This window comes from Sinomonas atrocyanea (assembly GCF_001577305.1).
GTDB lineage: Bacteria > Actinomycetota > Actinomycetes > Actinomycetales > Micrococcaceae > Sinomonas > Sinomonas atrocyanea.
Genome location: NZ_CP014518.1, coordinates 2,644,679 through 2,659,662 on the forward strand (window position 1 = coordinate 2,644,679; position 14,984 = coordinate 2,659,662).

12 protein-coding genes are annotated in these 14,984 nt (G+C 71.7%); 10 read left to right on the top strand and 2 right to left on the bottom strand.

All coding sequences use genetic code 11. The features are described from left to right. Positions 1-98: 98 nt before the first annotated feature. The 4 genes from SA2016_RS12205 to SA2016_RS12220 all read left to right on the top strand — a co-directional run bounded on the left by SA2016_RS12205 (position 99) and on the right by SA2016_RS12220 (position 6,600). A complete protein-coding gene (locus SA2016_RS12205; RefSeq protein ID WP_066498390.1) occupies positions 99-1,589 on the top strand; it encodes a malate:quinone oxidoreductase in 1,491 nt (496 codons plus the stop codon). 120 nt (positions 1,590-1,709) lie between these two features. After that, positions 1,710-4,898 (top strand): efflux RND transporter permease subunit, encoded by a 3,189-nt coding sequence (locus SA2016_RS12210; protein ID WP_066498391.1) that lies wholly within the window; start codon positions 1,710-1,712, stop codon positions 4,896-4,898. 104 nt (positions 4,899-5,002) lie between these two features. Then, entirely contained in the window at positions 5,003-6,121 is a 1,119-nt protein-coding gene (locus SA2016_RS12215; RefSeq protein WP_066498392.1) for a CE1758 family FMN-dependent luciferase-like monooxygenase, read from the top strand. Continuing rightward, the gene (locus tag SA2016_RS12220) at positions 6,118-6,600 is read left to right on the top strand and encodes a MarR family winged helix-turn-helix transcriptional regulator (protein WP_066498394.1); all 483 of its coding nucleotides are present in this window, start codon (positions 6,118-6,120) and stop codon (positions 6,598-6,600) included. Before SA2016_RS12215 ends, SA2016_RS12220 begins: the two co-directional genes overlap by 4 nt. A 24-nt stretch (positions 6,601-6,624) precedes the next feature. Here SA2016_RS12220 and SA2016_RS12225 read toward each other — a convergent pair whose 3' ends face one another. After that, positions 6,625-7,428, bottom strand: coding sequence for a transglutaminase-like domain-containing protein (locus SA2016_RS12225; protein WP_066498396.1), 804 nt, complete (start codon positions 7,426-7,428; stop codon positions 6,625-6,627). Between the two features lie 15 nt (positions 7,429-7,443). Next, complete coding sequence (locus SA2016_RS12230) at positions 7,444-8,304, bottom strand: hypothetical protein (RefSeq protein ID WP_084249482.1); 861 nt, start codon at positions 8,302-8,304, stop codon at positions 7,444-7,446. 41 nt (positions 8,305-8,345) lie between these two features. Here SA2016_RS12230 and SA2016_RS12235 point away from each other — a divergent pair, with 41 nt between their 5' ends. The 6 genes from SA2016_RS12235 (at position 8,346) to SA2016_RS12260 (ending at position 14,930) form a co-directional block, all read left to right on the top strand. Continuing rightward, positions 8,346-9,068, top strand: a complete 723-nt coding sequence (locus SA2016_RS12235) for a DUF1684 domain-containing protein (protein WP_084249483.1) — start codon at positions 8,346-8,348, stop codon at positions 9,066-9,068. 141 nt (positions 9,069-9,209) lie between these two features. Further along, on the top strand, positions 9,210-9,929 hold the full coding sequence (locus SA2016_RS12240) for a FadR/GntR family transcriptional regulator (RefSeq protein WP_066498399.1): 720 nt from the start codon (positions 9,210-9,212) through the stop codon (positions 9,927-9,929). A gap of 75 nt (positions 9,930-10,004) precedes the next feature. Beyond that, positions 10,005-11,057: an asparaginase gene (locus tag SA2016_RS12245; protein ID WP_066498400.1), complete on the top strand. Its 1,053-nt coding sequence runs from the start codon at positions 10,005-10,007 to the stop codon at positions 11,055-11,057. A 70-nt stretch (positions 11,058-11,127) separates the two neighbouring features. Then, positions 11,128-12,615 (top strand): aspartate ammonia-lyase, encoded by a 1,488-nt coding sequence (aspA, locus tag SA2016_RS12250; RefSeq protein ID WP_084249484.1) that lies wholly within the window; start codon positions 11,128-11,130, stop codon positions 12,613-12,615. Positions 12,616-12,708: 93 nt separating this feature from the next. Further along, positions 12,709-14,235 carry an amino acid permease gene (locus tag SA2016_RS12255; RefSeq protein WP_084249485.1) on the top strand — a complete coding sequence of 509 codons (1,527 nt, stop codon included), beginning with the start codon at positions 12,709-12,711 and terminating at the stop codon, positions 14,233-14,235. 173 nt (positions 14,236-14,408) lie between these two features. Then, entirely contained in the window at positions 14,409-14,930 is a 522-nt protein-coding gene (locus tag SA2016_RS12260; RefSeq protein WP_084249486.1) for a GtrA family protein, read from the top strand. The last annotated feature ends 54 nt before the right edge of the window (positions 14,931-14,984 follow it).

A 14,984-nucleotide genomic window follows, 5' to 3' on the forward strand; every position in this document is an offset into this window, starting at 1 on the left:
TCCTGCGGAAGGGGCTTGACTGCAACCCTTCGAGGATTTAGCGATCCGGCCGGGCGGGGGATATTCTGCCACTGGTCCATTTGTGCAGGGAGACTTCAGTGACCTTCATTTCCACCACCCGATCTGCCGACGTCGTTCTGGTCGGCGGGGGCATCATGAGCGCCACACTCGGCGCTTTCCTCAAGAAGCTCGAGCCGAGCTGGAGCATCGTGCTCTTCGAGCGCCTCGACGAAGCGGGGCTCGAGAGCTCGGACCCCTGGAACAACGCCGGGACGGGCCACGCCGCGTACTGCGAGCTCAACTACACCCCGCAGGCCAAGGACGGTTCGGTGAACCCGGCGAAGGCGCTGGGGATCAACGAGGGCTTCCAGCTCTCGCGCCAGTTCTGGGCCCACCTCGTGGGCGACGGCAGCATCTCGGACCCGTCCGGGTTCATCCACAACGTTCCGCACATGAGCTTCGTCATCGGCGACGCCCACGCGGACTTCCTCCGTACGCGCTACGAGGCGCTCCACCCCAACCCCCTCTTCTCCACGATGGAGTACAGCGAGGACCCGGCGCAGATCGCCGCGTGGGCCCCGCTCGTCATGGAGGGCCGCGGCGCCGGGCGCGTGGCGGCGACCCGGGTGGCCGAGGGCACGGATGTGGACTTCGGCCAGCTCACCCGTGAACTCGTCGGCTACCTCGCGGGCAACGGCGTCGAGGTGAACTACGACACCGATGTGAGCGGGCTCGAGCGTGCGCGGGGCGGCTGGAACGTCTCGACGCGGCACAAGTCCTCGGGCGAGCGCGGCAGCATCCACGCCAAGTTCGTCTTCGTCGGCGCCGGCGGCGGAGCGCTGCACCTCCTCCAGGACTCCGGCATCGCCGAGAGCAAGGGCTACGGCGGCTTCCCCGTCTCCGGCCAGTTCCTGCGCAGCACGGACGAGTTGGTCGCGCTGCGGCACAATGCCAAGGTCTACGGCCAGGCCTCCGTCGGGGCGCCGCCGATGTCGGTCCCGCATCTGGACACGCGCTACGTCAACGGCAAGCGCTCGCTGCTGTTCGGCCCGTACGCGGGCTTCTCCACGAACTTCCTCAAGAACGGCTCCCTCTGGGACCTCCCGCTCTCCATCCGGCCCGGCAACATCATCCCGATGCTCGCGGTCGCGAAGGACAACATGGACCTCACGGCCTACCTCGTCAAGGAGGTCGCCAAGGGCCACGAGAAGAAGATCGAGGCGCTGCGGGAGTACTACCCCGACGCCTCGGGCGGAGGCTGGGAGCTCATCACGGCCGGCCAGCGCGTGCAGATCATCAAGAAGGACCAGGCCAAGGGCGGCGTCCTCCAGTTCGGCACCGAGGTCATCACCTCGCGTGACGGCTCGATCGGCGCCCTCCTCGGCGCCTCGCCCGGCGCGTCCACGGCCGTGCCGATCATGCTCGAGCTCATGCAGCGGGCGTTCCCGAAGAACTTCAAGGGCTGGGAGCCGAAGCTGAGCGAGATGATGCCCGGATACGGCATCAAGCTCAACGACCATCCGGACCTTGCCGCCGAGATCGCCGCGAACACCTCCGCCGTGCTCGGACTCGCGGCCGCGGCCCACTAGGCCAGCGTCCGTTTCCGGCCCGCGTCCTCCTGCCCGAGGACGCGGGCCATTTCGCTACCAGTCCACGACTCCCGGCCACACCTTCCCCGGAACGGCCGGCCTCACGTGAAAGGGCCACCGATGTTCCGGCTCGCCCGCCTGTCCATGGCGAACAGGGCGCTCATCGCGCTCATCATGGTCTTCGCCTCGGTCTTCGGGGTCATCACGGCGACGAGCCTGAAACAGGAGCTCATCCCGTCCATCGAGTTCCCCCAGCTCACCGTGGTCACCTCGATGCCCGGCGCGTCGCCGGACGTCGTGGACAAGCAGATCGGCCAGCCGCTGGAGAAGTCGCTCCAGGCCGTCGAGGGGCTCGAGAGCAGCGCCTCGACCTCCCGCACCGGGGTCTCGACGATCCGGCTCTCGTTCCAGTACGGCACCAATCTGGACCGGGCCCGGAACCAGATCGACCGCGCGGTCTCCAACGTCAAGTCCCAGCTGCCCGCCGATGCCTCCCCCAACACGCTCGCCGGGAGCATCAGCGACTTCCCGATCGTCTTCATCGCCGCCTCCTCGGACAAGCCGCTCAGCCAGCTCGACACCCAGCTCATCCAGCAGGCCGTTCCGAAGCTCACAAAGATCGACGGCGTGCGCAGCGTGGACGTGACCGGAGGCGCGACGCAGCACCTCCAGATTCAGCCGGACCCCGCCGCGATGGCGGGCCGCGGCGTCGACGTCGGCTCGATCCGCACGGCCCTGCAGAACAACGGCGCGCTCGTGCCGATCGGGACGGTCACGGACCAGGGGAAGTCGCTCTCGCTCCAGGCCGGCAGCCCGGTGGACTCCACCGAGGCGGTCAAGGCGCTGCCGCTCACGGGAGCCAAGCAGCCGACGACGATCGGCGACGTCGCCACCGTGACGATCGAGGACGATGCCGCGACGTCGATCACCCGGACCGACGGCAAGCCGACCCTCGCCCTGTCCGTGACGAAGAAGCCCGAGGGCGACACGGTCGCGATCTCGCACGCCGTCCGGGACGCGCTCCCCCAGCTGGCCTCGGACCTCGGCTCGAACGCGAAGCTCACCACGGTGTTCGACCAGGCGCCGTTCATCGAGAGGTCCATCCGGGACCTCACCACCGAGGGAGCGCTCGGCCTCGGCTTCGCGGTCCTGACGATCCTCGTGTTCCTGCTCTCGGTCCGCTCGACCCTCGTCACGGCGGTCTCGATCCCGCTCTCGCTCCTCATCACGTTCATCGGGCTGTTCGCCGCGGGCTACTCGCTGAACATCCTCACCCTCGGCGCGCTCACGATCGCGATCGGCCGCGTCGTGGACGACTCGATCGTGGTCATCGAGAACATCAAGAGGCACCTGAGCTACGGCGAGGAGAAGACGACGGCGATCCTCAACGCGGTGCGCGAGGTCGCCGCCGCGGTGACGGCCTCCACGCTCACGACCGTCGCAGTGTTCCTGCCGATCGCCTTCGTGGGGAACCTCGCCGGCGAGCTGTTCCGGCCGTTCGCGCTCACCGTCACGATGGCGCTGCTCGCCTCGCTCGTCGTCGCCCTCACGATCGTGCCCGTGCTCGCGTACTGGTTCCTCGGCCACCGGTCGCCGGGTGCGGCGAACCGGGCCGAGGTCGAGGCCGAGGCGCACGAGAAGGAGCGCCGCAGCCCGCTGCAGCGAGGCTACCTGCCGATCCTGAAGAGCACCCAGAAGCACCCGGCGATCACGCTCGTCGCCGGAGCGATCATCCTCGTCGGCACGTTCGCCCTCGCGCCGCTCCTGCCCACCAACCTGCTCGGGAACACGGGCCAGAACAACTTCACCGTCACCCAGAAGCTCCCCCCGGGCACGAGCCTGGACGCGACGAGCACGGCGGCGGCCAAGGTCGAGGGCGTGCTCAAGGGCGTGAACGGCGTCCAGACCGTCCAGGTGACGATCGGAAACTCGACCACAGGCTTCAGCGCCTTCCTGTCCTCGGGCGCCTCGAACGCCACGTTCACCGTCATCACGGACGAGTCGAAGGACCAGGCGGCGCTCCAGCAGCAGGTGCGCGACGCCGTCGGCCGCCTCTCCGGGGTGGGGACCGTCTCCGTGGGGAGCCAGCAGAGCGGGTTCGGCACGGCCTCGACCGTGGACGTGACCGTCAAGGCACCCGACTCGGCCTCGCTCGCGAAGGCCAACGACGCGGTCGTCGCGGCGCTCAAGGACGTCCCCGGCGCGACGGACGTCACGAGCAATCTCGCTGCCGCCCAGCCTGTGGTCCAGGTCAAGGTGGACCGCGCGAAGGCCGCCGCCGCGGGGCTGAACGAGCAGCAGATCAGCAACGCGCTGGCCGCGACGGTGAGCCCGATCCCGGCCGGGACCGTCCGCATCGACACGACCGACTACCCGGTGCGGATCGGCAAGGGCACGCAGTTCCAGAGCATCGGAGCCGTCCGGGCCATCCCGATCCCCGGCGCTCCGGGCGGGCTCACGCTCGGGCAGATCGCCTCCGTGGAGGCCGTGGACGTCCCGGTGACCGTCACCAGCACCGCGGGGCAGCGCACCGCGACCGTCTCGGTGACACCGGGGGATGCGAACCTCGGCTCGGTGAGCGGCGAGGTCAGCAAGCGGGTGGCCGCGCTGGCGCTCGACGGCGGTGCGACGGCGTCGGTGGGCGGCGCGGCGAGCCAGCAGGCGCAGTCGTTCCAGCAGCTCGGCCTCGCGCTGCTCGCCGCGATCGCGATCGTGTACGTGATCATGGTCGCCGCGTTCAAGAGCCTGCTCCAGCCGCTCGTGCTCCTGGTGTCGGTGCCGTTCGCCGCGACCGGGGCGATCCTGCTGCTGCTCGCGACCCGGATCCCCCTCGGCCTGCCCTCCCTCATCGGCCTGCTCATGCTCGTGGGCATCGTGGTGACGAACGCCATCGTGCTCATCGACCTCATCAACCAGTACCGCCGCCCGCACGGGGGGCGCCCGGCCCTGCCGCTCGCGGAGGCGATCGAGCAGGGCGCGCGCCAGCGGCTGCGCCCGATCCTCATGACGGCCCTCGCGACCATCTTCGCCCTCACGCCCATGGCGCTGGGCCTCACGGGCGGCGGCGGGTTCATCGCCCAGCCGCTCGCCGTCGTCGTGATCGGCGGACTCGTCTCCTCCACGGCGCTCACCCTCGTGCTGGTCCCGGTCCTCTACCGGCTCGTCGAGGGCGGACTCGAGCGCCGGAGGCTGCTGCGCGACCTCAAGCGCACCCCCGTGGCCGAGGCGGCCGACGAGGGGGACGCCGAGGGCGACTGGACCACCGGCGCCGTTCCCCGGGTGAGCGGGCGCCGCGCCGCGAAGGACTGACGCGCGCCGGCGGGAATGTCCGGCGGCGGTCCCCCGTTGAGATAGATGCAAATGCATTTATCTCGCCGGGCGACCGCCGCCCGGGCCCGATGAAAGGTCGTTTCATGCAGTTCGGCATCTTCAGCGTCGGCGACGTCACCCTCGACCCCACGACGGGCCACCTGCCCACCGAGGGCGAGCGGATCCAGGCGATCGTCACGATCGCCAAGCACGCAGAGGAGGTGGGCCTCGACGTCTTCGCGACCGGCGAGCACCACAACCCGCCGTTCTACCCGAGCTCCCCCACCACGCTGCTGGCCTACATCGGCGCGCAGACCGAGAAGCTCATCCTCTCGACCACGACGACGCTCATCACCACCAATGACCCGGTGAAGATCGCCGAGGACTTCGGCATGCTCCAGCACCTCGTGGGCGGCCGGACCGACCTCGTGCTGGGCCGCGGCAACACCGCCCCGGTCTACCCCTGGTTCGGCAAGAACCCCCAGGACTCCCTCGAGCTCACGGTCGAGAACTACGCGCTCCTTCGCCGCCTCTGGGACGAGGAGGTGGTGACGTGGAGCGGGAAGTTCCGCACCCCGCTGCACGGCTTCACGGTCACCCCTCGCCCTCTGGACGGCGTCGCGCCCTTCGTGTGGCACGGCTCCATCCGCACCCCGCAGATCGCCGAGCTCGCCGCGTACTACGGGGACGGGTTCTTCGCGAACAACATCTTCTGGCCGAAGGAGCACTACATCCGGCTCATCAACCTGTACCGGGAGCGGTTCGAGCACTACGGGCACGGCAAGGCGCACCAGGCGATGGTGGGCCTGGGCGGGCAGTTCTTCATCCGGCCGAACTCCCAGGACGCCAAGCGCGAGTTCCGGCCCTACTTCGACAACGCCCCGGTGTACGGCCACGGCCCCTCCATGGAGGACTTCACCGCCCAGACACCGCTGACCGTGGGCAGCCCGGCCGAGTTCGTCGAGAAGACCCTGGCCTTCCGCGACTACTTCGGGGACTACCAGCGCCAGCTGTTCCTGGTGGACCACGCCGGCCTGCCGCTCAAGACCGTCCTCGAGCAGCTCGACCTGCTCGGCGAGGTGCTCCCTGAGCTCCGGGCCGGCTTCGCCGAGGGTCGCCCCGCGGACGTCCCGGAGGCTCCGACCCACGCGGCGCGGGTCGCCGCGCGGCGCGCCGCGGAGGGGGCAGCGGAGGAGGCCGTGGCCGAGGAGGCGGCCCAATGACGGAGACGACGCCGGCGCCCCACGCGGGCCCGTCCGTCCGGGAGGTGTCCGAGGCGTGGGAGTCCCTCTTCCGCGCGCAGGTCGCCGTGATGCGCCGGCTGCAGCGCGACCCGGCCTTCCGCACCCTCGGCATCAACAGCTATGACGTGCTCTTCACCCTGAGCCGGTGCGAGGGGCGGGGGCTGCGGCTCAACGAGCTCAACGACCACGTCCTGCTCGCCCAGTCGAGCCTGTCCCGGCTCGTGGAGCGGCTCGAGCGGCAGGGACTGGTGGCCCGGGAGAGCGCCCCCGCGGACGGCCGCGGCGTCGTCGTCCGCCTCACCGAGGAGGGCGCGCGCGTCCAGCGGGAGGTGGGCCGCGCCCACGTGCGCGAGATCAACCGGATTATGGGCGGGGCGCTCGACGCCGGTGACCTCGCCGCGCTGCGCGACCTCACCACGCGCCTGCGCGAGCACGTGGTGGCGGACCACCCGCTCTGAGCGCGCCTGGGGCGGCCGGCCCGATCAGCCGAGGGCCACGAGCGCGGCCGGGTCCTCGGCGGGAAGATCGGCGGCCTCGGCCGTCACGGTGAGCCGCTTGAGCGTGAGCCGTCCTCCGACGGTCGAGAGGAAGGCCGTGTCCGAGGAGTCCCGCCCGGCCGTGATCCGCAGCATCGAGGCCCGCGGGGCGAGCCCCGTGGGGTCCAGCACGTGCCACGCACCGTCCACGAACGCCTCCGCGACGGCATGGAAGTCCATGGGCCGCAGGCCCGGCGCGTAGACGGCGGCCAGCCGGGCGGGGACGTCCTTGGCCCGCAGGAGCGCGATGGCCAGGTGCGCGAAGTCGCGGCAGACGCCGCGGCGGTGCAGCAGGGTCTCGACGGCCCCGTCCGTCCCGCGCGAGGATCCGCTGACGTAGGCGAGCTGGGCGCTGACCCAGTCCCGGACGGCCTGGACGAGCTCGAGCCCGGCAAGCGAGCCGAAGTGGGCGTACGAGGTGGGGAGCAGGCGGTCGCTCTCCGCGTAGCGGCTGGGCCGGACGTAGCGGATGAGCTCCATCTCGTCGACGGGCTCCGGCTCGCCGGTCCCCTCGACGACCGCCCGGTAGGCGACCTCGACCTCGGTGGGCTCCGCAAGCTCGAGGACGTGGAAGCGGCCGCCGTGCCCGTCGAGGAGCTCGCGCGGTGCCACCGTCCTGTCGCCGGCGGTCACCACGAGCTCCTCCTCGAACGAGGTGTACCCGGGGACGCGGGCCACGGCGATGGCCATGGCCAGCTTGGTGTGCGGCGCGGTCGTGAACTTCAGGTGGGCACCGACGGTGCGCTGCATGGGGCTCCAGGAGGACTAGTTCTGCGTGAAGGCCAGCGACATGATCATGCGCTGCGCGTCGGCGAAGTCGCCCGAGTCGCGGACATAGGCCGATGCCTGAGCAAGGGTATCGAATGAGGACAGCGGCGCAACCTGGGCCTGGGGGGAGGGCGGGACGACCTCGACGGAGTCCGCGAACGAGTACCCCCCGATCCCGGCCGGACCTGGGACGATGTTGAGGAGCCTGCACGCCTTGCCGTCCTGGGCGGAGGTGGCCAGCGCCGTGAGCCCGAACGATCCGAAGTACTTGTAGCCCTGGATCACCCGGAACACGAAGCGCGGGGTGATGACCGACGGGCCGTCCGCGAACGGCACGGTGACCGGGACACTGTTGAGCACCGAGTAGGGCCTGGCCTGCGCAGGGTCGCAGGGCGCGGACGTCGGGACCGGCAGGCCGGTCTGGAGTGCTGCGACGAACGTCCCGTCCGCCTTCTTGACCTCGATGTGCAGCGAACCGGGCGCGGCACCGGCAGCCGGGTCGGTGCTCTGGACGATCCAGTCCGCGGGCAGGTCGAACCTGACCTTCTTCGCCGGATCGGTGTAGGTCTTCCAGGTGGCGCTCGTGGCCCCCGGCGACGGCGTGCCTCCGCTGGCCGAGCCGCTCGCGGTCGGTGCGCCCGAGCTCGAGGCGCCCGCGCTCGGACCGCCGGGCGCGGCGGATGCAGTCCCTGCGCTCGGCACCGGCGTCCAGGTGGGTGCGGCCGAGCCGGCCCCGCAGCCGGCGACGGCCAGGGCGAGGGCGAGGGCTGCGGCCGCTCGGACGGCACTGCGCCCGCGTGCTGCGCGGGCGTGGTGCTGGGGAGTGCGCGGCGGCTCGGTGCTGCTGGCGGCGACCATGGTCCAACCCTAGCGAAGCAGCCCTCCCGTAGGCTGTTGCCATGCCCGACGAGCAGCATCCCGCCGAGTCGCAGGACCCCGCGGACGCCTGGCCTGGGGACGCCCGGCCTGCCGCCGCGCCGCTCGCCACCGCCCCGCTGCCCCACGAGGTGGCCGACTGGCGGCTGCGCGTCTTCTCCCTCTACGAGCGCGTGCGGGCGGCGCCGACGCCCCGGGAGGGCCACGAGCTGTGGCGGCGCGGGCGGGACGCCCTCTTCGCCGCGCACCCCGCCTCTCCCCTGCCGCCCCGCGACCGCGCACGCTTCCGCGGGCTGCCCGTCGCCCCGTACGACCCCGCCTACCGCTTCGACGTCCCGCTCACTGACGAGGGCGCCGGCCAGGAGCGGCGTGTCGCCACCGGGACCGACGGGGTCGTGGTCTTCGTCCGGCTCGGCACCTTCGAACTGCCCGGCCTCGGCCGCCTCGCAGCGTGGGAGCACGCCGGCTACGGAGGCGGGATCTTCGTGCCCTTCCGCGACGGCACGGCGGGGCGCCCGGGACCGGGCGGCTCCTACGGGGCCGGCCGGTACCTCCTCGACTCCATCAAGGGCGCCTTCCTCGGCACCCGTTCCGACGCCGCGGGGGTGCGGTACATCCTGGACTTCAACTTCGCCTACAACCCGAGCTGCGCCTACGACGAGGCCTGGGCGTGCCCCCTCCCGGGCCCCGAGAACCGGCTCTCGGTGGACGTCTCGGCAGGAGAGCTCGCACCGCCGGGCGCCTGAGGGCGCGGCGGATTCTCGGGCACGCAAGCCCGTGGGAGCGGGGCCCCGAGCGGACCGGCGCAGGGCGGCGGGACCTTAGCACCACCCGCGGACGCTGCCGTTGTTTGACACCCGGCTGTGACGCCTGCCATAGTGTGTGGCGTGAACCTGTCAGACAGCCCTACACGTGGACAGCAGGACAGCGCAACGCCGCGCCGCCCCCTCGTCCGCGTGAGTGCGGCGGAGGCCGTCCTGGCGGACCTCCGCGCCGACATCGAGGCAGGGTCGGTCCCCGTCGGCGGGAAGCTGCCCTCTGAGGCAGCGCTCGCCGCGCGCTACGGTGTGAGCCGGTCGGTGGTCCGCGAGGCGCTTCGCTCGTGCGCGGCCCTCGGGCTCACCCAGACGCAGACCGGCAAGGGAACGTTCGTCGTCTCCGCCCGCGCCACCGGGGACCTCGTGCTGGGCCGCTACTCGGCCCGGGACCTCACGGAGGCGCGCCCGCACGTCGAGGTGCCCGCCGCCGGCCTGGCCGCGCTCCGGCGCACCGAGGAGGACCTCGCCACGCTCAAGGGCATCGTCGCCGAGACCGCCGCCGAGGACGACCCGGCCGCCCGGGTGGCCCTCGAGGCGGTCTTCCACGGGACCATCGCCAAGGCGAGCGGGAACCGCGTGTTCGAGGATGTGCTCTCCGACCTGCGGGAGGCCCTGGCCCACCAGTCCGAGACGCTCAACCTCCTCGCGGACCGCCAGGCGGCCTCCGACCGCGAACACGAGGAGATCCTCGAGGCCATCGAGGCCGGCTCGGCCGAACGGGCCGAGGCCGCGATGGCCAGACACCTCGCAGCCGTCGACGAGGCCGTCGAACGGCTCGGCCAGCGGTGACGGGCACGCCCGCCGCCGGCCGTACCGGCGCCGACCGCCCCTGACAGTCCCATCCACCCCGAACCCAAGCGAGCCATGACCTCTTCTGCCGCCTCGTCCACGCACAGCCCTGCCGCCTCTGGGAGCGCCGCGCCCGCGCTTCCCGCCCACGTTCCGCTCGCCGTCCAGATCCGTGGCGGAGCGATCGAGGGCGTGCACTACGGCACCGTCGCCGCCACGGATGCCGACGGCGCGCTGCTGTGGGGCGCGGGCAGCCCCGAGGCCCTGTTCTTCCCCCGCTCCGCCCTCAAGCCGCTCCAGGCCGTGGCGCTGGTCCGCGCCGGGCTCTCCCTGCCCGCCGAGCTGCTGGCGCTCGCCGCCGCGAGCCACTCCGGCGGCCCCGCGCACCGCGAGGGCACGCGCCGGATTCTCTCGCTCCACGGCCTCGACGAGGCGGTGCTCGCGAACACCACCGACCTGCCCTACGGGGTCCGAGAGCGCCGTGAGTGGATCGCCGCAGGAGGCCGCGCGGACCGCGTGTGCCAGAACTGCTCGGGCAAGCACGCGGCCATGGCCGCCGTCTGCACCCTCAATGACTGGCCGACCGCCGGTTACCTCGCGCCCACCCACCCGCTCCAGCGGCTCGTCGCCGCCACGGTGGCGGAGCTGACGGGCGAAGAGCCCGCGAGCTGGACCACCGACGGCTGCGGCACCCCGCTGCCCGCACTCAGCCCGGTCGGCATGGCTCGCGCCTACGGCAGGATCGCCCGCGCCGCGGCAGAAGGGAGCGGGAGCCCGGAGGCCGCCGTCGGCCGCGCCATGGGCCTCTACCCCGACATGGTCGCCGGCGAGGGCAGGGATGTCACCGCCCTCATGCGCGCCGTCCCGGGGGCCGTCGCCAAGGACGGCTTCGAGGGCGTCCAGCTCGTGGGCCTGCCCGATGGGAGAGCTGTCGCCGTCAAGGTCTCCGACGGCGGGGACCGGGCCCGCATGCCGGTCACTGTGCGCGCGCTCGCCGCACTCGGGCTCCCGGAGGCGGCCGAGGACGGCCCCCTCGCGGCCCTCGCGGCGCAGCCCGTGCTCGGCGGCGGCCGTCCGGTCGGCCTGCTCACCGCGCTCGACGACGCCTTCCCGCCCGCCGCGGCCTAGTCACCGCGGCGCGCCGCGCCGCAGCCGCCCCACGCCTCCCCCGACACCGCTCCGCCAGAAAGGCACCACCATGGCCTCCACCACCACCGCCGCAGAAGACGCCGCCGTCGCACGCGACGACCAGTCGGGCCCCACCGGCGCCGAGCTCGGCGCCGACGTCCCCGAAGGCTACCGCTCCGAGCACGACCTGCTCGGCGACCGGCTCGTCCCGGACCGGGCGTACTGGGGTGTGCATACCCTCCGCGCCGTGGAGAACTTCCCCATCACGGGGCGCCGCCTCTCCACCAACCCGCACCTCGTGCGGGGGCTGGCCGCGGTCAAGCTCGCCGCCGCCCGGGCCAACCGCGAACTCGGCCTGCTCGACGGCGAGCGGTCCGACGCGATCGAGGCCGCATGCCAGGAGATCCTCGCGGGCGGCCTCCTCGACGAGTTCGTCGTCGACGTCATCCAGGGCGGCGCCGGCACGTCGTCGAACATGAACGCCAACGAGGTCATCGCCAACCGCGCCCTCGAGGTCCTCGGACGGCGCAAGGGCGACTACGCGGCGCTGCATCCCAACGACCACGTCAACCTCAGCCAGTCGACCAACGACGTCTACCCCACCGCGGTGCGCGTCGCGACCGTGTTCGGCATCGAGGACCTCCTCGCCGCACTCGTTGCGCTCGAGGACGCGTTCGCCGCGAAGGCGAGCGAGTTCCGCACGGTGGTGAAGATGGGGCGCACGCAGCTCCAGGACGCGGTGCCCATGACCCTGGGCCAGGAGTTCGGGACCTACGCCGTCACGATCGGCGAGGACCGGGAGCGCCTCCGCGAGGCCTCCGGCCTCATCCACGAGATCAACCTCGGCGCCACCGCCATCGGCACCGGCCTCAACGCCCCCGCCGGCTACGCCGAGACCGCCTGCCGGCACCTCGGCGAGGTCACGGGCCTTCCGCTCGTGACCGCAGCCGACCTCATCGAGGCCACCCAGGACATGGGCGCGTTCGTCCACCTCTCCGGCGTGCTCAAGCGCGTGGCGGTCAAGCTCTCCAAGATCTGCAACGATCTGAGGCTGCTCTCCTCGGGACCGCGCGCCGGGCTCGCGGAGATCACCCTGCCGGCGGTCCAGTCGGGGTCCTCGATCATGCCGGGCAAGATCAACCCGGTGATCCCCGAGGTCGTCAACCAGGTCGCCTTCGAGGTGATCGGCAACGACGTCACGATCACGATGGCCGCAGAGGGCGGCCAGCTGCAGCTGAATGCCTTCGAGCCGATCATCGTGCACAGCCTGCACGAGAGCATCACGCACCTCACCGCCGCCTGCCACACGCTCGCCGAGCGCTGCGTGAGCGGGATCACGGCGAACGTGGAGCGCCTGCGCAGCACCGTCGAGCAGTCGATCGGCCTCGTCACGGCACTCAACCCGTATCTCGGGTACGCCCAGGCGACCGCGATCGCCCAGGAGGCTCTGGCGAGCGGGCGCGGCGTCGCCGAGCTCGTCCTGGAGCGCGGGCTCCTTACAGGGGACCGCCTCGATGAGCTCCTCCGTCCGGAGCGGCTCGCCAACCTCGGCGCCTGACCACGTCCACCGTCTGCCCAACCACCCCAGACTCCCCTCGCACCCCTCCCACCCTCCCATCACGGAACGTCCCCCTGACACCGAAAGGGACCCATGTCCTCCTCACAGCCCCAGTCTCAGAGCACCACGGAAGTCGCCGATCATCTTGAGGACCACGGTCATGCCCATGCGGCCGACCATGTGATCCATGCCGAGGACGCCGGCTACCACAAGGGCCTGAAGGCCCGGCAGATCCAGATGATCGCGATCGGCGGCGCGATCGGCACCGGCCTGTTCCTGGGCGCCGGCGGGCGCCTGGCCGCGGCCGGGCCCTCGCTCGTGTTCGCCTACGCGATCTGCGGCGCGTTCGTCTTCCTCATCCTCCGCGCCCTCGGCGAGCTCGTCCTCCACCGGCCCTCCTCCGGCTCCTTCGTCTCCTACGCCCGGGAGTTCTTCGGCGAGAAGGCCGCCTACATCTCCGGCTGGTTCTACTGGATCAACTGGGCCATGACCACCATCGTGGACACCACCGCCGCCGCCCTCTACATGCACTTCTTCGGCAAGTACGTCCCCTGGATCGCCGCCGTGCCCCAGTGGGCCTGGGCCCTGATCGCCCTCGTGCTCGTCCTGGCCCTGAACCTGGTCTCCGTGAAGGTCTTCGGCGAGATGGAATTCTGGTTCGCCCTGATCAAGGTCGCCGCCCTGCTGGCCTTCCTCGCCCTGGGCATCTACTTCGTCCTCTTCGGCACCCCCACCGGCGCCACCACCGGCCTGACCCTCATCTCCGACCACGGCGGCCTCTTCCCCATGGGCCTGGCCCCCATGGTCATGCTCATGCAGGGCGTCGTCTTCGCCTACGCCTCCGTCGAGCTCGTCGGCACCGCCGCCGGCGAGACCGAGAACCCCGAGAAGATCATGCCCCGCGCCATCAACTCCGTCGTGGCCCGCATCGCCGTCTTCTACGTCGGCTCCGTCATCCTCCTCTCCCTCCTGCTGCCCTACACCGCCTACCAGAAGGGCGTCAGCCCCTTCGTGACCTTCTTCGGCTCCATCGGCGTCGGCGGCGTGGACGTGATCATGAACCTCGTCGTCCTCACCGCCGCCCTGTCCTCCCTCAACGCCGGCCTCTACTCCACCGGACGCATCCTGCGCTCCATGGCCGCCGCCGGCTCCGCCCCCACGTTCGCCCTGCGCATGAACAAGGCCGGCGTCCCCTACGGCGGCATCGCCATCACCGCCGTCGTCTCCCTCCTGGGCGTGCCGCTGAACTACCTCGTCCCCGCCGACGCCTTCGAGATCGTCCTCAACGTCGCCTCCGTCGGCATCATCTCCACCTGGGCCACCATCGTCATCTGCCAGATCCAGCTGCACCGCTGGGCCAAGAAGGGCTGGACCACCCGCCCCGCCTTCCGCATGCCCGGCGCCCCCTACACCGGCTACATCACCCTGGCCTTCCTCGTCGCCGTCTTCATCATGGTCCTCATCGACTCCCCCTGGACCCTCCTGGCCACCGCCGTCGCCTGCATCCTCATGGTCATCGGCTGGTACGCCTCCCGCGAACGCATCCACGAGATCGCCGCCGCCCGCGACGGCTACACCGGCGCAGCCCCCGTCGTCGCCAACCGCACCCGACACGACTGACCCCACCCCGCCCCACGAGGGGACGGCCGACGACGGCGCCGCACCGCGCCGTCGTCGGCCCACCCTTGTGAGCCGGCCTACTCTTGTGAGTCGGGCTCGCGCCGACGGCAGGACGCATCTGGTCACACATACGGCACAGCACAGCCACAGCGCAGCGTGAGAGGGTGAAGCGCATGGAGAACCCGCAGACCCCGCCCGAGGCCACTGCGGACCGCTCCGCCGACCCCGCCCCGCGCCTCCGTGGGGCGCTGGGCGTCCTGCTGTCCGCGCGGCGGCTCCGGAAGAGCTGGCGCGTGCCCGTGGTCCGCCAGCTCACGCGCTTCACCGGGGTCGGTGTGGTCTGCACCGTCAGCTCGCTCGCCCTCTACGCGCTGTGCCGCCCATGGCTCGGGGCCCAGACCGCCAACGCGGTGGCCCTCATCATCACCTCGGTGATGAACACATCCCTCAACCGCCGCTTCACCTTCAGGGTGCGCGGCACCGCGAAGCTCGCCCAGGACCATCTGAACGGCCTCGTGGCCCTCGCCGTCGCCCTGGTGCTGACGGCCGGGAGCCTCGCGGGCCTGCACTGGGTGCAGCCCTCGGCCAGCGTCGCGGCGGAGCTCTGGACGACGACGATCGCCGGCTGGGTCGCCACCGCCGTCCGGTTCAGCCTCCTGAGGCACTGGATCTTCCGCCGCGCCCGCAACGCCTGAGCCGGGTCGAGCAGCGGGCTGGCCCGCCTCGCGAGAACTGTCGGAGACCTCTTC

Bases quoted from the DNA above. Each gene is read 5' to 3' on its own strand.
- SA2016_RS12220 (WP_066498394.1), top strand. From the start codon at position 6,118: ATGACGGAGACGACGCCGGCGCCCCACGCGGGCCCGTCCGTCCGGGAG.
- SA2016_RS12260 (WP_084249486.1), top strand. From the start codon at position 14,409: ATGGAGAACCCGCAGACCCCGCCCGAGGCCACTGCGGACCGCTCCGCC.
- SA2016_RS12230 (WP_084249482.1), bottom strand. From the start codon at position 8,304: ATGGTCGCCGCCAGCAGCACCGAGCCGCCGCGCACTCCCCAGCACCAC.
- SA2016_RS12235 (WP_084249483.1), top strand. From the start codon at position 8,346: ATGCCCGACGAGCAGCATCCCGCCGAGTCGCAGGACCCCGCGGACGCC.
- SA2016_RS12245 (WP_066498400.1), top strand. From the start codon at position 10,005: ATGACCTCTTCTGCCGCCTCGTCCACGCACAGCCCTGCCGCCTCTGGG.
- aspA (WP_084249484.1), top strand. From the start codon at position 11,128: ATGGCCTCCACCACCACCGCCGCAGAAGACGCCGCCGTCGCACGCGAC.
- SA2016_RS12215 (WP_066498392.1), top strand. From the start codon at position 5,003: ATGCAGTTCGGCATCTTCAGCGTCGGCGACGTCACCCTCGACCCCACG.
- SA2016_RS12225 (WP_066498396.1), bottom strand. From the start codon at position 7,428: ATGCAGCGCACCGTCGGTGCCCACCTGAAGTTCACGACCGCGCCGCAC.
- SA2016_RS12255 (WP_084249485.1), top strand. From the start codon at position 12,709: ATGTCCTCCTCACAGCCCCAGTCTCAGAGCACCACGGAAGTCGCCGAT.
- SA2016_RS12210 (WP_066498391.1), top strand. From the start codon at position 1,710: ATGTTCCGGCTCGCCCGCCTGTCCATGGCGAACAGGGCGCTCATCGCG.